Here is a 20,774-nt window from a genome sequence, read left to right as displayed (position 1 = left end):
TTTACTCCTCCGGACGTGGCGGCTCTACACCTTCCATCCATAAGCCATCCAGCACTTCCAAATCAGGCGGTACCAAATGCGCCTCTACATCCACGATCACATCCAGCACCGCCGGGAGTCCGGAATCCACTGCACGCTGCAGAGCCGGCTTGATCTGGGCTGGCTCTGTAACCCGCTCCCCATAACAGCCTAACGCTTGCGCCAGTTTGTCATAGCGCGCATCGCTGAAATCTACGCCAATGTACCGCTCATCATAGACCAGCTTCTGCCCACCCTTGATCATCCCCCATGCCCGGTCGTTGGCAATGATGACTATGATAGGGGCATTCTCCCGCCGCGCGGTTTCCATCTCCAAGGCATTGAAGCCAAAGGAACCATCGCCCGTGATGCAGTAAACCGGGATGTCTGGACGAGCCAGCTTAGCAGCCACAGCGTAGGGCACTCCAGCGCCCAGATGACCTGAGTCGGCAGCCCATAGGAAGGAGCGAGGCTCATAGACCCGGTTCATGTAAAACGCCCATACTGCGGTAGTGCCACCATCTACAGCGCAGATAGCATGGCGGGGGAAGAATTCGCGCACTTCGCGCATCAGGCGCAAGGGGTGAATCGGTGCAGCATCGGAATGTGCACCCTCTTCCCATTGGTGGAACCAGGCTTCTTGACCCTCACGGGCATCTCTGAACTGGGGATTCTCTGCCTTTGGACCTGTGCGTGCCTTGACCGCCTCCAACAACGCTCGCAGAGTGGATTTCGCATCCCCGGCCAAGGCCAGGTCAACTGGACGGTTGAGTGCAATGTTCTGCGGCTCGATGTCAATCTGGATCCAGCGTTGTGCCCCAGGCTCACCCCAGGCTGGTGGACGCCCCCAGAAATCCAAATCGCCCATGCGACCACCTACCAGTAGTACAACATCTGCGGTGGCCTGTGCCCCCAGTGCGCCAAAACTGGAAGGAATGAGACACAGCCGATGGTCTTCCGGGATCACTCCCCGTGCGCCTACGCTGGTGGTCACCACTGCGGAGAGGTACTCCGCCAACTCCACGAACTCCGGCCAAGCGCCAGCGCGTAGCACTCCCCCTCCAGCATGGAGGAGCGGCCACTCCGCATTGACCAGCATCTCCGCTGCCTGCTCGATGAGCCGCGCATCCGCCACCGGCGGCGTGTCAGCACGGTAGCGCCGAGGAGACAGGATAGGATACTCGTCCGTGTCCAGTTTGTCGCAGAGCACATTGGAAGGCAGATCTAAGTAAACTGGTCCTGGACGACCGGACAATGCCGCGCGAAAAGCCCATTGCACCAACTGGGGCATCCGCCGCACATCGTTGACTAACGCCCGCCATTTGGTAATGGGTGTCATCAACGAGATCTGATCCAATGCCTGCATCGAGCCATGTTCTGGGTAGCAGCGCCAAGTCTGATTCTGCGCGCCGAGGACGATCATGGGGATGGAGTCAGCCCACGCGGCGTATACGCCTGGAACCAGGTCAGCAACCCCTGGCCCCACCGTGCCCAGGCACACTCCTGGTTGCCCAGTGACCCGTGCCCAGGCATCGGCCATGTGCGCTGCTGCCTGCTCATGGCGCGTGGTGATGAATTTGATTCCGGAATCACGCCCCAGGCGGTAGATAGCATCCGTGATGGGGTTACATTGATCGCCTGGGATGCCAAACACGCGCTGCACGCCTTCTTCGATCAAACAACGCACCAGAGTCTCTGCACCACTGATTCGCACCATTGCCTTTCCCTCCTTTAACATTTATAGTGAGCAACCGCTGCTTCGATTAGAAATAACACCCCGCACTGCCACATGCCTCACACAGCTACAGCAATCACTCTCCGACTATCACGTGCCTCGTTTAAGTTGTCATGGCGGGAACACACGAAGATGAGCCAAAAATTGAGCATGTATCTGCTCTAGTTCGTTGCGATATTCCGCTCGACCCGCGACCTCGATGAACCAACGCTGACCATATGACTGGAAAGCACTTATCCAGCGTGTGACCTCCACCACTTCCCTGCCCAAAACTACCCTTGCGCTATAGACGGCTTCCACTGCTTTGCGGTCGTCAATCAGGACAGTCTGCGGGTAGATCAGAAATTGCTCGTAGTATTCTTGCGTTAGCCAGTGAGTTATTTCGCGTAAGAAGTCCTCGTCGCTGTAGTCTGTGATAGCGGGAGATGTACTCACAGAGATGAAACGAAGCCCCGCATCCTTTGTGCCAGCAGGTGCGTTGAAACTGACCATGATCAATTGCGCGTCTGGATCTTCCTTCTTTGCGATGAGCCACCCATCGGGATAGCAAGCGAAAAACCCCATCACATGGTCAGAGTACAGCGCATAACCCAGAGGACATACGGAAGGTGTGAGAACGGGTTTCGCTGCAGTGGTAGTAGCCGGCACTGTAGGTGAAGGCATAGCAGGAGGTATAGGAACAGGAGTTGGGGTAGGCATGACAAGCGGGGAACAAGCGCTCATGAGCACAAGGATGGCTAAAAGGCAGGCCAGTATAGATCGTGAATTCATGACATCTCCTTCCAGACATCACCTCCCCTACACCCGGCTATGCCTTGCGGATTCTTCATTGCGACACGGATTATAACACAGGGACTATTGCATGGCAAGTTTTGCCAGGAATAGATCGTCTTCGCCTTTTGCCAAATTGCTGGAGACCACTTGCGGAGAATACAAAACTCGGCTTCTGGTCAGAAGCCGAGTTTTGGACAACATGAAAAATGAGCAACACGCAAATTCGCCGTGCATAATCCACTACCTGCGGATATGCCACATCGCATCTGTGCTCAACCATTATGGACCAGGTAGGGGCACATGGTCAGGCTTTTACAATGTTATTATAGCATATCAATGTAACGTCAAGGTTACTACAAGGTATCAGTAAGGTAACAATTTGCGAAAAGCCCAGGTTTCTGCATAGAAACCTGGGTCCTTACCTGATGAGCCGCACAGGACTCGAACCTGTAACCCGCTGATTAAGAGTCAGCTGCTCTACCGAGTTGAGCTAGCGGCCCACGGCACTCATTATAGCCAAAAATAGCTCCCTGTCAAACGCAGCATGACACTCGCAACCAGACGCGCCTTTGGCGTATAGACGAGAACGTGCTATACTAGACTGTGTAAGGGAATCAATGAGGAGTGAATCATGTCCATCGTCTATCTGAATGGTGAGTACTTGCCAGTGGAAAAGGCAACTGTGTCCATTGAAGACCGCGGTTTCCTCTTCGCCGATGGCGTCTACGAGGTAGTACGTGTCTACCGTGGACAGCCATTCCATCTCGAAGCGCACCTACAACGCTTGCAACGCAGCGCTCAGGGAGCGCGCCTGCCCCTGCCCCAGCCAGTAGCCAACCTGCCCGCCATTATCGAGCGCCTACTGGTCGAGAACAACCTGCTGGATACCAACATCTACATCGAATGTACCCGCGGCGCAGCGCATCCCCGCACTCACGCCTTCCCGGCTGAATCGCATCCTACCGTGCTAGTGATGCCGCAGACCCTTCATGCCTTGCCGCCGGATGGACGCACAAGTGGCGTGAGTGCCATCACCGTTCCCGACCTGCGTTGGCAGCGTTGCGACATCAAGAGCATCATGCTGCTGCCCAATGTCATGGCCAAGACACAGGCGCGGGAGCAAGGAGCATTTGAGGCTATCCTGGTCCGTGATGGCATCGTTACCGAGGGGTCAAGCACTAATATCTTTGCCGTATTCAACGGCGTACTGGCTACCCACCCCGCTAACCACCATATCCTTGCAGGCATCACCCGTCAGGTAGTGTTACGACTTGCTGCTGATCTTGGATTGTCTGTCCGCGAAGATCTGTTCACGGTAGAGCAGTTGTACCAGGCCCAAGAAGTCTTTCTCACCAGTACGACCTCGGAAGTCTTGCCCATCACCCGGATTGATGGACGAACGGTGGGCACTGGCCATCCTGGAACGGTAACGACGTGTCTGTTCCGAGCTTTCAAGAGGATAACAGGGGAAGAAAACTAAAGAGCGGCCAGCAACGTGTCTCTCTTCGATTGCTCTCTGGATAGGATGAAGGAGCAAGCGAGATGAACCGAATACTTTTGATCAGCTTTTTCTGGCAGCAGCGCTATTCTGCACCATCCCCATAATCATCCATCCACAGCAAGAGAATTTCTCCGTTACAATTTGTACGGAGAATTGCACTAGCCCAACTGGAACCATTACCATCTATCCTCCCAACCCTACGTCAAACGATGAAATCCTGGTCATTACCTCTGGGCTGTGGGGCAGTTCCTGCCCCGTGGTGACCTACGTGCACTGGATGTGTGACTATGACATTTACTTCGACTTTTACGTTATGGATATGTCACGCCTCCATCCCCTCATATGCCTGACAGTCATCACTACCTGGACAGTTACTCATACGTTGGGCACCCTCTCCCCAGGCACCTATACAGTGCAAGCGGAAATCCACGCCGACCCTTGCTGGAGCACGCGCGAATCCAGGACCTTTACCGTGATCCCAGCGCCTACGCCACAGAGAATATACCTGCAGTATTTGCCTTGGGTAGCCAGCTCGCGCTAAACTGGTGGCCAATCCAGAGAGGCGCAGCAAACTGCGCACTACGAACCTTTAAGATGCAGGGTTGACTAAAAAGGCGAATTCAGTTAGACTATACCTGTAATTCGTAGTGACTTCAATGGGGGAAGTGGTGTGGCAATAAAGGTTGACCTTATCGTGTATGGCGCCAACCAGTTGCTGACGTTGGCTGGCAATGGGCCCCGTTCTGGCGAGGCAATGAGCGAGCTAGGTCTCATCGCCGATGGCGCTATCGCTATTGCCAATGGGCGTATTGTTGCCACAGGTACTACCTCCGAAGTGCACAACAGATACCATGCCGCTTGCGAAGTGGACGCAACCGGGCGGGTGATCTTGCCAGGTTTCATAGATGCCCATACGCATCTGGTCTTTGCCGGCTCTCGGCACGACGAGTTCGAGCGTCGCATTGCTGGTGCTACGTACCTTGAGATCATGGCAACAGGAGGCGGGATCATGAGCACAGTGCGCGCCACACGCTCCGCTTCGGTGACGCAGCTCATGGAGGAAGCGCAGCCTCGCCTGGCGCGGATGCTGGCCCATGGGACAACCACCGCCGAAGTCAAGACCGGCTATGGTTTGACCACTGCCGATGAAATCAAGTGTCTGGAGGTTATCCATCACCTGAACTCCTCCCAACCAGTGGAATTGGTGCCCACTTTTCTGGGTGCCCATGCGCTGCCAGAGGAATACCAAGACCAGGCTGAAGCCTATGTCAATGTTGTTGTGAACGAGATGTTGCCTGCCGTGTACACAAAGCATCAGTCCATGACGGGCAGTAGCCAACATCATGCGCTGTTTTGTGACGTCTTCTGTGACGAAGGGGCTTTTGATTTGCATCAGACGCAACGCATCCTGAATGCAGCCAAAACCCTGGGCATGCCATTGAAAGTACATGCTGATGAATTTGCCCACCTGGGTGCAGCGCGTCTAGCAGCGGACTTGGGCGCTGTATCGGCAGACCACCTGCTGCGTACGCCAGCAGAAGAGGTGGCGGCTCTGGCTGAAGCAGGAGTGATCGCGGTGCTGTTGCCAGGTACACCCTTTGGCTTGGGCCAGCACGAATATGCAGACGCGCGAGCCATGATCGCTGCAGGACTGCCTGTGGCGCTGGGGACGGACTTGAACCCCGGCACCTGCTATTGTGAATCCATGGCCTTTATCATAGCTTTGGCCTGTCGCTTCATGAAAATGACTCCAGCGGAGGCCATCGTAGCCAGCACGGTCAATGCGGCCCATGCGATTGGCCGTGGTGCAGATTTGGGGCGTTTGCAGCAAGGGTTTACGGCTGATTTGATTATCTTGGAGGTTGACGACTACCGGCATCTGGCTTACCGCTTTGGCACTAACCTCGTGCAAACGGTCATCAAAGGTGGCAAGGTGGTCTTTTCACGCTTCTAGAAGCTATCGCGGGGACTTTGCTAGTTGTCCGCAAAGTCCCCGCTACACAACATCATGAGCATGAATGAAAGGAAGAGCATGGTAGATCAGGCAAAGGTTGAGGAACTGAAAAGAATAGCCCATCGCATACGCTGCGACATTATCTGGGCGCTTGCACATGCACAGTCTGGACATCCAGGCGGTTCGCTATCGGCTACTGACATCTGCGTGGCACTGTATTTCTACGCCCTCAAGCATGACCCCAAGGCTTGCCAGTGGGAAGGGCGCGATCGGGTGATCTTCTCCAAGGGCCATGTGTCTCCGCTCATCTTCTCCTTGTTGGCAGAATCGGGATACATCCCTAGAGAAGAACTAAGAACTTTCCGCAAATTTGGCAGTCGCTTGCAAGGGCACCCAAACGTAGAGTGCCCGGGCATCGAAGTGGGTACAGGTTCCCTCGGGCAGGGGCTGTCCATCGCTGTTGGATTGGCGTTAGGGCTGCGCATGGATGGCAAGCCCAACCGCGTCTACTGCATCATGGGCGATGGAGAAAATCAGGAAGGCTCCACTTGGGAAGCTATCATGTCTGCTGGGCACTACAAGTTGGATAACCTGTGCGTTATCCTGGACAACAATGGCTTGCAGATTGACGGCTGGGTCGAGGATGTGATGGGACTGCAGCCATTGGCCGACAAATGGCGCGCGTTCCGCTGGCATGTCATCGAGATAGATGGTCACGACATGGCCCAGTGCATGGAAGCCCTTGATCAAGCGAAGCAAGTGAAGGGCCAACCAACGGTGATCATCGCCAAGACGGTCAAAGGCAAAGGCGTGTCCTGGATGGAAAACATGGCTGAGTGGCATGGCAAAGCCCCGAAGCAAGATCAATGCCGTGAGGCACTGAAAGAACTGGCCTGCCCGGCTGAATACTTCGACTTCTAAGGAGTTAACGATGTCCGAAATCAAATGGAAAGCGACTCGTGATGGATACGGAGATGCGTTAGTTGAAATGGGTGCCCAGGACGAGCGTATCGTCGTGCTGGGCGCTGATCTGACCGACTCAACACGCGCGCTCTGGTTTGCACAGAAATATCCCGATCGTTTCTTCGACTTTGGGATTGCAGAGCAGAACATGCTCAATGCTGCGGCGGGGTTTGCACTGGCGGGCAAGATCCCCTGGGTCAGCACCTATGGCGTGTTCGTGGCTGGACGAGCCTGGGACCAGATCCGTACCACCACTTGCTACAGCAACCTAAATGTAAAAATTGGCGGGGCACACGGAGGCATTTCCGTAGGGCCGGATGGAGCAACGCATCAAGCCCTGGAGGATGTGGCCACCATGCGTGTCCTCCCGAACATGACCGTTATCGTGCCAGCCGATTACTATGAGACAAAGAAAGCTGTTATCTGGGCCTGCAAACACGTCGGCCCTGTGTACGTGCGCTTTGGGCGTGAGCCAGTGCCCGTTGTTACCAAGCTGGATGACCCATTCATCATGGGCAAGGCGAATCTCATCAACGATGGCACGGATGTAACCATCATAAACAACGGCCCTGTTCTCTGGGAGTGCATGAAAGCAGTACACACGCTGAGAGAGAAAGGCATTTCTGCACGCCTAGCCAACATGCACACGGTCAAGCCAATAGACCGGGAGACCATTGCAAAGGCTGCGCGAGAAACCGGGGCTATCGTCACGGTCGAAGAGCATCAGGTCATGGGGGGCTTTGGCAGCGCCGTAGCCGAGGTAGTGGTGCAGACCTGCCCCGTGCCCATGCGCTTCATTGGTATACAAGACCGCTTTGGCGAGTCTGGCACACCAGAGGAACTGTTCGAGGAGTTTGGTCTCACCGCCAGGCACATCGTGGCAGCGGTGGAGGATGTGCTAAAAGCGAAGCGGGGATAACCTCCTTCGCTCTGCTATTTACTCTTCTGCCCCACCAGGCTGGGGTGCATCCAGAATGATGGGGTCATTGTCCTCGGGCTTGTGCTCACACGCTGGCAGCCAAAGGGCAACGATCAACAATACAATGGGTAGCCAAAGATGATTCGTGTCCATGGTGTCCCTCCTGATTGTGGATCGTGGATGCGGTAGTAGATTGCATCATCTTTCACTTTGCTACCTCCTGAAAACATACAAGTAGAGCGTTTGTTTATCAAGACGCAAAAACTTGCCCCATCGTTCCGTTGCCTCACGAAAAGAGTCAGTTGGATAACATTTCTTCAGGGGGTTATGTACATGCAAGCCACAGAAAGGATGAACCCTTTGTGTTCCGATGAGGTATTTGTCAGCACCGATGTCGAGGCGGATGGTCCCATCCCTGGCCCTTATTCCATGCTCAGTTTCGCCTCAGCCGCGTACCTGGCCGACAAGACGCTGCTGGGCACATTCTCTGCGAACCTCGAAACCTTGCCCGGAGCATCCGCTCATCCACAGACAATGGAGTGGTGGAGAGAGCATCCAGAGGCCTGGAGAGCAGCGCGTGAGAACCTTGAGAAGCCTGAGGCAGCCATGAAGAGGTACCTCGAATGGGTCAAAACCTTGCCTGGCAAGCCCGTGTTTGTCGCCTATCCTGCCGTCTACGATTTCATGTTTGTCTACTGGTACCTCATCCGCTTTACTGGCGAGAGCCCCTTTGGCCACTCAGCGTTGGACATCAAAACGTACGCGATGGCCATGTTGAAAAAGCCCTACTACCAGAGCATCAAAGCACATATGCCACGCCAATGGATTGCGGAATTGTCGCACACGCACCGTGCTCTAGATGATGCCATCGAGCAGGGAGCGCTGTTCTGTAACATGCTGGCAGAGAACTGTGGCCAACACCAAAGGGACAGGGACTGAGGCACTAGTAGCGGTAGCCACGCGCTCTCGTCGCAACAGCCTGCTGAGCTACACTGTTATTCCCGTGCTATCAGGTTGGCCATAAGCAGCATTCCTCGGCTCTTTCACTAGCCAGTGCAGCATAGCCCAGGACAATGAACTGAACACAGTTGCAGTAAGGAATAGCGTCTGATAGCTTCCGCGTGAGGCAATCCAACCGCCAAACAGTGGCGCGATGGCTGAGAACAAGCCAGGGATCGTGTTAGCCAGGCCAATGTACATTGGCCGTTCATCGGGGACAGCGAACTCCATTGGGATCATGATGCTGGAGAGGATATCAGCAGCGACAACCGAACCAATCACGGCAAAGACTGCGTACATCCACATTGGAGAAGGTGCGAGCACGGCGATCAACATCGCAAGTGCCGACAATCCCTGGCCGATTTCCAATACCAATTTGTGTCCATAGCGGTCAGCCAGCGCACCCGCGAATAAGTTCGCGGCTGCCTGCCCTGCCATGAACACCGTGGTATACAGACCAGCCTGGCTATCGGTCAAGTTCCACTGCCGTACTGCATAGACGGTCACAAAACCGTTGCCCATATAGCCAAGCACTGCCATAATCCTGCTGAACAGGTAGGTGGCAAAGTTGCGATCCTTCCGCACTACGACTGGCAGGCGATGTCCATATTCGCTCAAGGGCACGGTTGGCTTATTCGATCTCAAAGGCGGTTCGCGCGTCAGGGATAGAGCAACCCACGAAGCCAAAATAAACAGGGCTGTCAGGGACATGCAGATACCAAAATTGACGGGAAAGGGATAACGGCCCAGGATAGCTGCGGCAAGGCTCGCACCAACCAATCCCATGGCCGTACCAGCAAAGTTCGCAATGCCCAGCAGCCGCCCACGGTAGTGGACGGGAATTACCTTGGCCACCATATCCTGCCAGGCAATTGCCACAGCGCCAGCACCTATATTACGCCAAATCAAAGTAGCGAAGAAGAACAGCAGCGCTAGAGTTGGTGCATGCCCCGCAAACAGAAAGACCGAGGCAGCCATCAGTATAAAAGGCAACCGCTCCGTAAAGAAACCAACGTTGATCACCAGTTTCTTCTTGACCGGCAGACGCTCCACATATTTGACCGTGAATAACTGCGGCAAATACCAGCCAGAGCTTACGATCGCCGCAACCAATCCAATAAGGATGCGGTTATTTGTCAAATGGCTCACGTACAGAGGCAAAATAGTGCTAGGCGCGGCAAAGCTGAGCCCGAGCCAGAAAAGGGCGCCATCCAGCACATTCACCACGAAATTCCAGCGAAGGTTCCGCTCAATTTCTACCCGAAAAGCATCATCCTCTGCAGCGTATTCGATCTCGTCTGTCACGAAAGTCTCAAATTAAGATGATCGTTCGCACTTGTTCAAGTTTATCCAGTTTGGGCCTAGCTACAAAATACCCCATTTTGTGCGCTTTGCTTCGTTACAGGCTCTGCTTGCCAGGCCAGGGAAATCGAGGCAATATAAATATAATGCGTGGTCCGTAATGCGTAAGGAGTGACACGTGCTCTTGGCTACGGGGCGTCAGTTCAGCTACAGAGCGAGCAAACGAGTTCTTTCCTCTGCGTTCTCAGCTTACTCTGCGTTGAAAAGAACAAGCCGCTAAGAAGCCGCCTTCAACGCGTCTGCGATGCCATCCGCCCAGACGGCAATGAGGTCCCAATCGCGGTAGTCGCCTACGTGAACCTTGATTGCTCGGATAACCACTTTCTCCGGCACAGTGAGCTTGTCGATATCGAGCATGCCATGGAACACGACGATATCACGGGGACGGATGCGCTCTGCTACAGCCCATAATGACTTGGGGAAGCGCCATGTTTTCAACAACTGTGCCACAGGAGCAGGGCCAGTGGGTCCGCTGGAAAAGAGCCACACCATACGCTTGGCCAGCTCATCTTGGTTGTTCCGTAGGAAATCCGCCGCCTCCTTGAGCCACTGACCCATGTACACAGCACTGCCCAGCACTACTGCCTGGTACGGGTTCAGGTCGGTTACCTGATTTGCTGGCAACACCGTGGTAGGAAAACCAGCTTCAGAAAGCACTTCTCCGATCTTCTCAGCGATCTCTGCCGTCGCTCCATGCCGGGAGGCATAAGCAACCAGCACTTGCATGTTCATGGATGATCCTTTCTATGCGCGATAATTGCAGCCAGATACACGTTCCCATCATTTCCGCTGTCCATTGCTGGGAAAGAGGCGCAGGAATGCGCGCAGCGATATCCATATGACAGCCGCCCCAGTGGCAATGAACAACAGGCCACGCACCGGCCGCGGAATGAATTGAAGGGTCAGATACCAGACAAAGGCAGGAAATGGCTGCACACGGTAGAGATGAGTAAGGATATAGGCAATGCCCAGGCTGAGCCATACGCCGCCAAGGATAAAGATCAGCAGCCATTGCCGCGCACTGCGGCTTAACTGAGGTATGTTGAACAGCAATGCCCCCCTCAATCCAGGCACTGGCGACAGCAGCCTAAGAGTAGGCATGAGCTCGGGTGCCTCAGCCGTGGGCGCCAGCCCCTCCAATTTCGAGATGGGGGTAGGCTGACGCGGATGGCCCCATTGCTCGTTTGCATCCTCCTCGCACAAGATGTATTGCACCGCCATAGCAAAATCGCGGGCAATGGGGAAATCACGTGGCTCTGGTTGATGGCCGTCATAGAGGTCGCCAATAGTGCGGCTATCGAGGATCAGCATGGGTCGGCAACCCACCCTGTAGGCCAGGAGTACGTCATTAGCCTCATCACAGAGTAGGTAGCACTCCTCCAGCCGTAGGTCAAGCTGCGCAGCCGCAGCGTAGAGAAAGCCGGGATATGTGCCCCAGCAGCCACACTGGGCATCTGGGCGATGCGGGCATTCGAGCAGTGCATCCACGCGTCCACCCCGGGCACGGATTGCCTCCAGCATGGGCTGTGTCACTGTGGCGTTCGCCACAGGCACAGCCTCGGGCGCAAGTGCACATGACGCCGTATCCAAGATGATGAGAAACAAGTCCTTCGCTGCTAGTGCTGCCAGTCCTTCGACTACGCCAGGACGAAGTTTAACCTGGCCAGTTGCCTGCGCAGAAGGGGGCTCCAGCAATAAATCCCGTTTGATGAATACCGCTCTCAAGGGCAGACTCCTCGCTCAGAATGTACGTCAAATGATAGCACATAGGGACAAGTTAGGCAAATGGGGGAGGGAAGAGTGGGGAGTATGAGTAATGAGTGATGAGTGATGAGTGGGGGTGGTGCGTGTTTCGTGTTGCGTGGCACTCGTCACTCCTCACTCGTCACTCCTCACTCATCACTCGTCACTTGTTGTTCTCTATGGTTGTGGCGGAGGGCCGGCAGCCTCGGGAATGGTCGGGCCGTCGGGGATGCTGCGCAGGTACTCACACGTAACAAAACGCACATCCTCCCAGACATGTCCCTCGGCGACAAAGGTCTCAATGTCCTTGATCCAACGCTTTTGCTGGTTCTCCAGCCGGTAGATGTGTGGACTGTCCGGGCATTTGAGCAGCACATGGATAGGACGCCCCTTCTCGAATTGCTCCAGAAAACTGTCCTCCACAACATGCACATCGCCCCAGACCAACCCCAGATGCTCGAAAGCATCTAGGCTGCTGATCCAGCGCAGTTTGTTGTCTTCCAGAATGTAAATTTCAGGACCACTGCCCTTCAGCACTAAGCCATTGCGGATGATGAGCGCAGCGGAATCGGGCAGGATACGCGCCAAACTGACGCCATAGCGGTTCAGCGGTATATTGACCAGGACGACGAGCACTACAATCAGGATAAGGAATCGGGACAATACCCACTCCAAATGCATGGAGGGCTGGCGTGGTGGCGGCTCCCAGCTTTCCTCGCCGGGTTCTGGTTCGCATTGGCACGGCTGTGGTGCAGGCGCTTTGAACTGGGAAGCAGGACTAGGAGCAGAGGTTGGGGTGGAAAATTTTTCGCCCTCACGCTCCCGCGCGGCCAGGCGTTCGAGCAAGGCATCCAGCAGCCAATCCAGGACCTGTGCAGCAGTGATGGATTTCTGGTCAGGAGTCTTGGTAGGCATCTCTCCCTCCTATCGCACAATGAAAAAGCCGAGCAATTCGCCTATGCTGGCAAAGATGTTGGCGTAAAAGTTGCCGCCCAATTGACGGAACAGCTCGAATTTCATGCTCGGTGCGCCGATGAAGGGGCGCAGCGTCCAGGCCATCTGGCTGCCGACAAAGCCGTAGAGCAGTATCCACAAACGCACCACATTGCGCCGCGCACTGGCGCCCTCTTTGCCCGCTGCAGAGACGATGCGCATGCCCTGGCTGAGGAACATGACGCCCATCCACCCGCTGATGGCGCAGATGCCGACATTGAGCAGCTTGAAGAACTGATAGCCACTGGTGGTCAGCAGGAAGAAGAGGACAATGGGCGTGAAACTGAGCAGCAGCACAGCAGTGACGGTGATGGCGGTTAGGATGAGCGAGACATTCTGCGTCAGACTCTGGTTGGAGCCAAAGAGCACGTTGAAGAAGTAGAGCGTCGGCGAGCAGACGACTAGCGTAGCCAGGAACAGGATGGGCATCTTGACTGCCGAGCTCAGTGCTTGCCACAGGCTGTGCGTCGAGCCCAGCACTGCGCCATACAGCGCCAGGAAGATAATGCTGGAAACAAGCATAGCGCGCATCTTGGCGCCCAGCCCCACTCCATCGCGGATCTCGATGAAAAAGTGGTAGCGGTTGCGCAAGATCGTTTCGATGACCGCAAGGTCTTTCATGCGTTGGTTGCCTCCTTGGTTCGTGATGAGTATTGCGTGTTCCCTCTTACGTTTTCCCTTTACGTTTTACGCTTTCTGTTCTTCCCGTATTCCGCCTCACCAGCGCAGGGCAGGCCAGGTGACAAAGATGACGGTCAGACCCCAGAAGATAACCCAGCCCGCGATGGCGTAGCGCCAGCGTCCAAACTTGAGCAGCGGGATGAGCAACATGAGCAGAGCCAGCACCCAGAAGGAAGGGCGGTTGAGCAATTGCGGCCAGCCCAAGGCGGTGCCATCAGGAGCGAACACCAGCCAACGCAGGATAAGCGCGCACAGTACCGGCAACCCAGCAGCGATGACGCCATCCGCCGTGCCCAAGCCGGCATGGGCATCCTGCAATGCGCGACCCACTTCCTCCACCGACCCAAAACGAGACATGACATGCGCTAGCGCTGCGGACTCATCCAGTCCCTGGGCACGTGCTTCGGCTAGCGCTTCTTCCAGATGGGCGCGGATCTCGCTCAACACCTCGTGTTCGGTTTCGCTATCCAATTCCATCTGCGCTCGGATTTGAGTTAGCAGACGCTCTACATCTGGATTGGACAAGGAACCTCCGATGTGATGTAAAAAGTAATGAGTAAAACGTAATATGTAAAAGGTAAGGTCTAAGCAAATAGACAGAGGGCGATGGCGAGCAGTTCCGGACACCTGCTCTCAGGAACCAGCACCCAGCCCCGCTCCGTGCGCAAGAAGAAGCAACCCGGGTTGTCCCCCCTCTGTCCTCACGGCGCGGCCACCGCTGCGGCGTTCCGCCCACACTCTGGCATCGACAAATCAGAGGTTATCCAACCAGGGCAAAGCTTGTTCAGCGCGTACAAGCTCCACCTTCTGCAAAGCAGTATAGCAGTTAGCGACGAAGGCAAGCATACCCTCCTCGGGGCTAGGATATGCGGCCTGGCTCTGCAGCATTTGCCGTTGCCCACGGCCATAGGCGTACAGCACAGCGAGAACACAACCCATCGCCATCAGCAACAAAAGCCCAAAAACAGACACCGCTTCACGTTCATCCTCCTCACTCTCCTCTGCTCCCGTGCTCACTTGCCGCCTGGCTCGCCCAGCACGGACAGCATATGTGCGGCGAAGGTGGCCCACTCGCGTTGCGCACGAGCCAACTCCTCACACCCTTTCTCGGTCAGATGATAGTACTTGCGCGATGGCCCCTCCTCCACTACCTGCCACTGGCCATGGATGAGCCCCTCCTGCTCCATGCGGTGCAGCGCTGGGTAGAGGGTGCCTTCCTTGAAGGAAAAATAGCCCTTGCTACGGCGTTGTAGTTCCTTGCTGAGCTGGTAGCCGTACATCGGTTGCTCTTGCAGCAGAGTCAGGATCAGGAGCTGGACACTGCCTTTGCGCAGATCGCTTTCTCGTGTCATGTCGCAATCCCTTCCTATGATACATAGATCATCTATGTACATAGATAAGTATAGCACAAATCGCCGTTTTTGTCAAGTCTGCATGTTGAGAGTGTTGAAAAAACAGCCTCTAGTGTCATTCTGAGCGCAGCGAAGAATCTGCTCCAGTTACATGAGATACTTCACTTTGTTTAGCATGATAAGGAGGGTGGACTTGCTCCGCATGACCAAGCGTTCCTCGGTACTCCCCCAGTCCTCACTCATCACTCATCACTCATTACTCATCGCTCATCATTTTTCACTCCCCCTATCGTCATAAGATTGGAGAATTCAACCTGCTAACTGTATTTTTTGACTTCCCTCATCCTCTTCTTACATGGATGGGGTCTTGCTGAGGGAATGCTTTGCCGACGGAATACACCGATGCGCAACTGATTACGGCGTGCTTGAACGGACAGGCTTGGGCATGGGATACGCTCGTGGATCGCTACAAGCGCTTGGTCTACTCCCTTGCTCTACGCGCCGGACTGGGAGAGGAGGATGCGGCCGACGTCTTCCAGACCGTGTTCACAGTGTTGGTGGAGAGCCTACCTAACCTGCGCGCACCACAGGGGCTGGCAGCATGGCTCATCACCACAACCAAGCGCACCTCTTGGAACGTGCTGCGCAAGCGCAGCCGAGAGTTGCCACAGAGCGTGGCGCGGCAGGGCGATGCGCAACCGAACCCACCCACTGAGGAGTGGCTCCTGAGTGGGCACCCCGATGAAAGCACATGGGTGGACCAAGCCTTGGTGCGTGAAGCGCTGGAACGACTGGGGGGACGATGCAAGGAATTGCTCCAACTGCTCTACTACGATCCAACGGAGCCTTCCTATGAGCAGATCAGCCAGCGCATGAGGCTACCCTTGGGCAGCATTGGTCCGACACGCGCACGATGCCTGCAGAAGATGCGCAAAATCCTGCAGGCGATGGGAATGGACAAAGCATGAGATACCATGAAGTACACTTCACGAACCTAGTAGATTGGGTGGACAACCGCCTGGACCCAGAAAGGCGCCAGAGGCTGGAAAAGCACTTAGCGGGCTGCCCTGCCTGCCGGCGCGACCTGGCCTGGCTGCAGCGGGTCATCCATGCCGCGCGCAGTGACGATACGGTCGAACCTCCTGCGGAAGCCGTGGCACGGGTGAAAGCGCTGTACCACACAAAAGCTAAGGCAATTGCCGCTGCGAGGACCTCCAGGGTATGGCCTACCATTCGCGTGCCACGCCTGGCTTTCGCTTTTGCTCTGACGCTCGTGCTGCTGGTCAGTGTGGTGCTCTACCTCACGCAGGTACCCACGCTCTTCGCCCATGCAGCGATGCTGACCACGGTGGTAGGGTCCACGCAGGCGCGGCACATGGGCGAGGCACAATGGCAAGAGATAGGCGCTGGTGGAGCCTTGTGCGAAGGGGACGCGGTGCGCGTCGTGGACGGTGTAGCTTTGCTCATCCTGTTCGATGGCAGTGCACTGGAGATGCAAGCGGGGAGCGAGCTGGCCTTTTCCTCTCTACGCTCAGGACTACTTGGCACGACGTATCAGATTGTGTTGCAACAAACCTCCGGATCAGTGGATTACAATGTGGCTTCGTTGCGCAGCTCACGATGCCTCTTTGAAGTACAGGCACCGACAGCGCGGGTAGCCGTGCGCGGGACGCGCTTTGTAGTCGCGGTGCAGAGCCGGGAGGAAACTCACGTAGCGGTGTTGCAAGGCAGCGTGCAGGTGATCAGCGCGATGACGACAACTGTGCTGGCCGAGCGCGAGGTCGCTATCGTGCCGGCCAATGCACCGCTGGTCTATCTGCCGACATTGACGCCTCTGCCGACGCCAGAGCCTACTGCAATCGCAGTGCCATCTCCGCAGCCATCGCTGACTGCCCACGGATGGGCACCTTCCGCGACGCCCACGCCAGAGCCCACCGTATCACAACTGGAGGGCATCCCACAAACACCTACCATGCCACACGCAGGCAGAGTGGCCTATCCCGAGCCCAGCCATCAGAGACCAAGCCCTGCTGCAAGTTCATCTATCACGCCCACGCTAACGGTGTCACCATGGTCCAGCCAAGTGCACTTCCGTGGCATCATCGAAAGCTTCCCGCACAATCTGCTGGGGCTGTGGACTATCAGCGGACAGAGTGTGCTAGTCACACCCAGAGCGGAGATTACAGGAACGCCAGCAGTGGGTCGGCAGGTCATAGGCATCGCTTTAGCCATTGCTGGACATCCGCTCGTGGCCTTGCAGATGGAGATCGAAGAAGTAGAGCCACGGGGAACAGTGCCTCCGTCGCCTAGGCCTGGGTTGGGTCTGTATCCCACGCGAACATCCCCGCCGTCAAGGACAATCGAGCCCGGTTCGAGGCCCTCACCGGCAGTTACCGTGCCGCCTATCCGCACACCACTGCCCATAGCCACCATACTGCCACACCGCACGCCCGCTCCGATGGTTACACCATCTACAGCCATCATACCGCCACGCCGCACACCTATTCCGACAGCTACAGCGCCGCCCACACCATCGCCACAACCAACTGCCTCACCGGGAGCAACGATAACACCTGAGGCAATAGAATTCGCCGAGGCAACCCCCAAGCCAGAGCCCACGACGCCTACAGGCATTGGCCCCAGAGCAGATCGCTGAATCCATTCAACAACGGGCACCACAGAGCCAAAGATCGTAGTTTTCAATGCAGAGCACGTTGCGCACTCGGAGTGCGCAATTCGTTCCTCATTTGTTGATAACCCTCCGCACGCTTGGCGCTGAGAGAACCGGTGGTGCCCTTCGGTAAACCTGCTCGTCAGTTTTGCAAATGAGATAATATTGTGTAAAATATTTACTATGTAGGTTAGAAAAAAGCCCATTGGGATGACTTGATACTGCTTATGACTCATCCGATACAGATGGGAGGGGTAACCATGTCCCTCGCGACAAAAAAAGAACCCCGTAAACGAAAGCGCAGCGTAGCATCCATCGCTCCCGCTCTCGCATTGCTGGCACAGGGCCAGCACGCTACACAGGTCGCAAGCACCGTGGGTGTATCCACGACAACAATACTGAACTGGATGGATTGGGCTTGGAAGCATCGTCAGGAACTCGATGCTTATCTGGACAAGCATTACCCCGACCTGACCAAGGAGCAAGTGGCAGGCCTGTGGGAGCGCATCGCCCGGCGACGCATCAAACGCGAGCGTCGCCTCGACTTCGAAAGTCTGTTATTACCAGAATGAGGAATATACCCCTCACTTATTCGCTTTTCATCTATATGCTTACATCCGTGAAAGGAGTATCCCATGCCCATACCTATTGCTGATCTGGCAGTTCAATTCCTGCGCGATCTGATCCGCTTCGATACGACCAACCCACCTGGGAATGAGTTACCTGCCGCACAGTACATTGCGGATGTTCTACGCCAAGAAGGGCTGGAACCAGTGGTGCTCGAGTCGGCTCCTGGACGCGGCAATGTCGTGGCTCGTCTGCGTGGGAGCAGGTCTGACGGAGCATTGCTACTGATGTCCCACCTGGATGTGGTGCCTGCCGATGCCAAGGAATGGGATCACCCACCCTTTGCGGCAGAAGTGGTGGATGGCTATATCTGGGGGCGCGGCGCAGTGGACACGAAACAGCTCACAGCGATGGAACTGGCCGTGTTGGTCACGCTTGCGCGCGAGAAGGTGCCCCTGCAGCGCGATGTGGTTCTGGCCGCGACCGCGGATGAGGAAATGGGCGGCACACAGGGCATGGCCTGGCTGGTGCAGAACCATCCGGAGCTAGTGGAGTGCCAGTATGCCATCAACGAAGGGGGTGGCTTTGGGGTGCGGATTGCCGAGCGCAGTTTCTATGTCTGCCAGACAGGGGAGAAGGGCGTGTGCTGGATGAAACTGACCGCACGCGGTACACCAGGGCATGGCTCCTTACCTCGTGCCAACAATGCCGTTGCCAAGTTATGCGCAGCGGTGGCGCGTTTAGCACAGGCACGCCTGCCCATGCATCGCACGGTTACGGTGGAACGCCTGGTGCATCATCTGGCAGCGATGCAAAAATTCCCTGCTTCGTTCCTCCTGCCTCTCGTGCTCAATCCCTTTTTCGAAGGGGCTATCCTGAAGCAAGCGGAAAAGCAGAGCGAGATCGCTGCCGTCTTGCGGGCTACGCTGCACAACACCGTCTCACCCACCATGTTGCAAGCAGGGCAAAAAGCCAATGTCATCCCCAGCGAAGCGACAGGCACCGTGGATGGGCGCCTGATACCGGGTCAAAAGCCCGAGGACTTGCTGCGGGAGATACGTCCCTATATCGGGGATGAAATCGAAGTGGAAATTCTCGGGCGTTCCCAACCCTACGAGAGCGACCCAGCCAGTCCGCTCTTCGACCTGTTCCAGCAGGTTTTGCACGAATACGATCCTGGCTGCACCCTGGCGCCATTCCTGGTGCCGGGCGCTACCGACGGTCGCTTCCTGGCGGAAAAGGGCGTCAAGGTCTATGGCTTTTCGCCGACGAAGCAGGAACCTGGCTGGGCCGTCATGGAAATGGCCCATGCACGTAACGAGCGCATCTCGCTGGCGAATGTGGAGTTTGGCACCAAGGTGCTCTACGATGTGGTGCGGCGCTTTTGCAGTTAGAGCAAGTAGCAGCCTTTTCCCTTTTTAGCGCAGAACACGCGGAGATGAGAAAACCTAGACCTGACGGGTTTGAGAGACCTGTCAGGTCTAGGTCCTAAAAGACGGCGGACAATAGTCCGCCTGGAGCGTGAGGGGAGTGAGCGGCGTGGGAATCTCTGCTTGACTGGAGCTATAGCCAGGGAATCAATTTCCTGGCTAAATCGAGATTCTTCGTTGCTGCGTTCCTAAGAATGACACGGGAGCTAGCGCTGAAGCGCTCACTACAAACTAGCCCTTCTTTTACTACGCTCACTGTCAAGCAATGGCTTCTTTGGCCTTGCGCGCCGCCGAACTGGCATCGGGTGCGTAGAGGTCGGCGCCGATTTCATCGGCAAAACGCTGCGTCACCGGCGCACCACCGATCATCACTTTCACCTGCTCCCGCAGACCGGCTCTGCGCAGCGCCTCGATCGTTGCCTTCATCGCCATCATCGTCGTGGTGAGCAGCGCCGACATGCCCACGATCTGCGGTTTATTCTCATGCACTGCCTGTACAAATTTTTCTACCGGCACATCCACGCCCAAATCAACGACGCGGAAGCCGGTCCCTTCCAGCATCATGATGACCAGGTTCTTGCCAATGTCGTGCAAGTCCCCGGCCACCGTGCCAATGACGACCGTGCCAATGGGCTTTACCCCTGCATCCACCAGGTAAGGGCGCAATACTTCCACTCCCGTTTTCATGGCACGGGCAGCAACCAACATCTCGGGCACGAAGAACTCCTGCCGTTCGAAGCGTTGCCCCACTTCTGTCATGGCGGGGATCAGTACTTCATTGAGCAGCTCGCTGGCAGAGAACCCTTCCTCCATCGCCTGAGCAGTCAATGCTTTGACTTTTTCTGCTTGTCCCAAAATGACATTCTCGTAGATTTCTTCCTTCAGTGTCATGCAGCGACTCCTTTCGCATCCATGAATTGTTCTATGTCGTTGGGATAACCCCACATCAAATTATTCTACATTCATACAGCACGATTTTCAAAACTCCGTGTTCTTTTATCTAAAATGTCACTAAAGAGGTATAGTTCTTTCAAATGATAATATCACCGGAGGGACTATGCCTAACGAAGAGAAAATGACCATTGATGAGCGCTACAAGTATCTACGCATCA

General features: G+C 55.7%; 21 protein-coding genes and 1 tRNA gene. 10 read left to right on the top strand and 12 right to left on the bottom strand.

What is annotated here, in order from left to right:
* Position 1 precedes the first annotated feature (1 nt).
* From H5T67_07665 to H5T67_07655, 3 genes are all read right to left on the bottom strand, one after another.
* Positions 2-1,735 carry a thiamine pyrophosphate-binding protein gene (locus H5T67_07665; protein ID MBC7245198.1) on the bottom strand — a complete coding sequence of 578 codons (1,734 nt, stop codon included), beginning with the start codon at positions 1,733-1,735 and terminating at the stop codon, positions 2-4.
* A gap of 129 nt (positions 1,736-1,864) precedes the next feature.
* On the bottom strand, positions 1,865-2,524 hold the full coding sequence (locus H5T67_07660; protein MBC7245197.1) for a hypothetical protein: 660 nt from the start codon (positions 2,522-2,524) through the stop codon (positions 1,865-1,867).
* 429 nt (positions 2,525-2,953) lie between these two features.
* A tRNA-Lys gene (locus tag H5T67_07655) sits at positions 2,954-3,027 on the bottom strand.
* Between the two features lie 131 nt (positions 3,028-3,158).
* Between H5T67_07655 and dat the strand changes: the two genes are divergently transcribed.
* From dat to H5T67_07625, 6 genes are all read left to right on the top strand, one after another.
* Entirely contained in the window at positions 3,159-4,007 is an 849-nt protein-coding gene (gene dat / locus H5T67_07650) for a D-amino-acid transaminase (GenBank protein ID MBC7245196.1), read from the top strand.
* A gap of 277 nt (positions 4,008-4,284) precedes the next feature.
* Positions 4,285-4,569: a hypothetical protein gene (locus H5T67_07645; GenBank protein ID MBC7245195.1), complete on the top strand. Its 285-nt coding sequence runs from the start codon at positions 4,285-4,287 to the stop codon at positions 4,567-4,569.
* Positions 4,570-4,698: 129 nt separating this feature from the next.
* Complete coding sequence (locus H5T67_07640) at positions 4,699-5,982, top strand: imidazolonepropionase (GenBank protein ID MBC7245194.1); 1,284 nt, start codon at positions 4,699-4,701, stop codon at positions 5,980-5,982.
* A 78-nt stretch (positions 5,983-6,060) separates the two neighbouring features.
* Positions 6,061-6,903, top strand: coding sequence for a transketolase (locus tag H5T67_07635; protein MBC7245193.1), 843 nt, complete (start codon positions 6,061-6,063; stop codon positions 6,901-6,903).
* Positions 6,904-6,913: 10 nt separating this feature from the next.
* Positions 6,914-7,864, top strand: a complete 951-nt coding sequence (locus H5T67_07630) for a transketolase family protein (protein ID MBC7245192.1) — start codon at positions 6,914-6,916, stop codon at positions 7,862-7,864.
* A gap of 351 nt (positions 7,865-8,215) precedes the next feature.
* A complete protein-coding gene (locus H5T67_07625; protein MBC7245191.1) occupies positions 8,216-8,803 on the top strand; it encodes an exonuclease in 588 nt (195 codons plus the stop codon).
* Between the two features lie 48 nt (positions 8,804-8,851).
* Here the strand turns inward: H5T67_07625 and H5T67_07620 are convergent, their stop codons facing one another.
* The 8 genes from H5T67_07620 to H5T67_07585 all read right to left on the bottom strand — a co-directional run bounded on the left by H5T67_07620 (position 8,852) and on the right by H5T67_07585 (position 14,994).
* Positions 8,852-10,168, bottom strand: coding sequence for an MFS transporter (locus H5T67_07620; GenBank protein ID MBC7245190.1), 1,317 nt, complete (start codon positions 10,166-10,168; stop codon positions 8,852-8,854).
* 273 nt (positions 10,169-10,441) lie between these two features.
* Entirely contained in the window at positions 10,442-10,957 is a 516-nt protein-coding gene (locus H5T67_07615; GenBank protein MBC7245189.1) for a flavodoxin domain-containing protein, read from the bottom strand.
* A gap of 48 nt (positions 10,958-11,005) precedes the next feature.
* The gene (locus tag H5T67_07610; protein ID MBC7245188.1) at positions 11,006-11,950 is read right to left on the bottom strand and encodes a hypothetical protein; all 945 of its coding nucleotides are present in this window, start codon (positions 11,948-11,950) and stop codon (positions 11,006-11,008) included.
* A gap of 195 nt (positions 11,951-12,145) precedes the next feature.
* A complete protein-coding gene (locus tag H5T67_07605; protein MBC7245187.1) occupies positions 12,146-12,883 on the bottom strand; it encodes a hypothetical protein in 738 nt (245 codons plus the stop codon).
* Positions 12,884-12,892: 9 nt separating this feature from the next.
* On the bottom strand, positions 12,893-13,582 hold the full coding sequence (locus H5T67_07600; protein ID MBC7245186.1) for an actin-binding WH2 domain-containing protein: 690 nt from the start codon (positions 13,580-13,582) through the stop codon (positions 12,893-12,895).
* A gap of 96 nt (positions 13,583-13,678) precedes the next feature.
* A complete protein-coding gene (locus H5T67_07595) occupies positions 13,679-14,167 on the bottom strand; it encodes a hypothetical protein (protein MBC7245185.1) in 489 nt (162 codons plus the stop codon).
* 228 nt (positions 14,168-14,395) lie between these two features.
* A complete protein-coding gene (locus H5T67_07590) occupies positions 14,396-14,659 on the bottom strand; it encodes a hypothetical protein (protein MBC7245184.1) in 264 nt (87 codons plus the stop codon).
* A complete protein-coding gene (locus tag H5T67_07585; GenBank protein ID MBC7245183.1) occupies positions 14,656-14,994 on the bottom strand; it encodes a PadR family transcriptional regulator in 339 nt (112 codons plus the stop codon). Before H5T67_07585 ends, H5T67_07590 begins: the two co-directional genes overlap by 4 nt.
* Positions 14,995-15,377: 383 nt before the next feature.
* Between H5T67_07585 and H5T67_07580 the strand changes: the two genes are divergently transcribed.
* From H5T67_07580 to H5T67_07565, 4 genes are all read left to right on the top strand, one after another.
* Complete coding sequence (locus H5T67_07580) at positions 15,378-15,962, top strand: sigma-70 family RNA polymerase sigma factor (GenBank protein ID MBC7245182.1); 585 nt, start codon at positions 15,378-15,380, stop codon at positions 15,960-15,962.
* Positions 15,959-17,650 carry a FecR domain-containing protein gene (locus H5T67_07575; protein ID MBC7245181.1) on the top strand — a complete coding sequence of 564 codons (1,692 nt, stop codon included), beginning with the start codon at positions 15,959-15,961 and terminating at the stop codon, positions 17,648-17,650. Before H5T67_07580 ends, H5T67_07575 begins: the two co-directional genes overlap by 4 nt.
* Positions 17,651-17,925: 275 nt before the next feature.
* On the top strand, positions 17,926-18,237 hold the full coding sequence (locus H5T67_07570) for a helix-turn-helix domain-containing protein (protein MBC7245180.1): 312 nt from the start codon (positions 17,926-17,928) through the stop codon (positions 18,235-18,237).
* Positions 18,238-18,300: 63 nt separating this feature from the next.
* Positions 18,301-19,626, top strand: a complete 1,326-nt coding sequence (locus H5T67_07565) for a M20/M25/M40 family metallo-hydrolase (GenBank protein MBC7245179.1) — start codon at positions 18,301-18,303, stop codon at positions 19,624-19,626.
* 294 nt (positions 19,627-19,920) lie between these two features.
* Here the strand turns inward: H5T67_07565 and H5T67_07560 are convergent, their stop codons facing one another.
* On the bottom strand, positions 19,921-20,553 hold the full coding sequence (locus H5T67_07560) for a corrinoid protein (GenBank protein MBC7245178.1): 633 nt from the start codon (positions 20,551-20,553) through the stop codon (positions 19,921-19,923).
* Positions 20,554-20,774: the final 221 nt, after the last annotated feature.

Source organism: Chloroflexota bacterium (genome assembly GCA_014360905.1).
Taxonomy (GTDB): Bacteria; Chloroflexota; Anaerolineae; order UBA2200; family UBA2200; genus JACIWX01.
Note: the sequence above shows the minus strand (reverse complement) of the source record. Positions and strands in the feature narration are given on the sequence as shown.

Excerpts from the sequence above, each read along its gene's own strand:
- H5T67_07665 (MBC7245198.1), bottom strand. The coding sequence starts at position 1,735 with ATGGTGCGAATCAGTGGTGCAGAGACTCTGGTGCGTTGTTTGATCGAA.
- H5T67_07660 (MBC7245197.1), bottom strand. The coding sequence starts at position 2,524 with ATGAATTCACGATCTATACTGGCCTGCCTTTTAGCCATCCTTGTGCTC.
- dat (MBC7245196.1), top strand. The coding sequence starts at position 3,159 with ATGTCCATCGTCTATCTGAATGGTGAGTACTTGCCAGTGGAAAAGGCA.
- H5T67_07635 (MBC7245193.1), top strand. The coding sequence starts at position 6,061 with ATGGTAGATCAGGCAAAGGTTGAGGAACTGAAAAGAATAGCCCATCGC.
- H5T67_07630 (MBC7245192.1), top strand. The coding sequence starts at position 6,914 with ATGTCCGAAATCAAATGGAAAGCGACTCGTGATGGATACGGAGATGCG.
- H5T67_07625 (MBC7245191.1), top strand. The coding sequence starts at position 8,216 with ATGAACCCTTTGTGTTCCGATGAGGTATTTGTCAGCACCGATGTCGAG.
- H5T67_07615 (MBC7245189.1), bottom strand. The coding sequence starts at position 10,957 with ATGAACATGCAAGTGCTGGTTGCTTATGCCTCCCGGCATGGAGCGACG.
- H5T67_07605 (MBC7245187.1), bottom strand. The coding sequence starts at position 12,883 with ATGCCTACCAAGACTCCTGACCAGAAATCCATCACTGCTGCACAGGTC.
- H5T67_07600 (MBC7245186.1), bottom strand. The coding sequence starts at position 13,582 with ATGAAAGACCTTGCGGTCATCGAAACGATCTTGCGCAACCGCTACCAC.
- H5T67_07585 (MBC7245183.1), bottom strand. The coding sequence starts at position 14,994 with ATGACACGAGAAAGCGATCTGCGCAAAGGCAGTGTCCAGCTCCTGATC.
- H5T67_07575 (MBC7245181.1), top strand. The coding sequence starts at position 15,959 with ATGAGATACCATGAAGTACACTTCACGAACCTAGTAGATTGGGTGGAC.
- H5T67_07570 (MBC7245180.1), top strand. The coding sequence starts at position 17,926 with ATGTCCCTCGCGACAAAAAAAGAACCCCGTAAACGAAAGCGCAGCGTA.
- H5T67_07565 (MBC7245179.1), top strand. The coding sequence starts at position 18,301 with ATGCCCATACCTATTGCTGATCTGGCAGTTCAATTCCTGCGCGATCTG.
- H5T67_07560 (MBC7245178.1), bottom strand. The coding sequence starts at position 20,553 with ATGACACTGAAGGAAGAAATCTACGAGAATGTCATTTTGGGACAAGCA.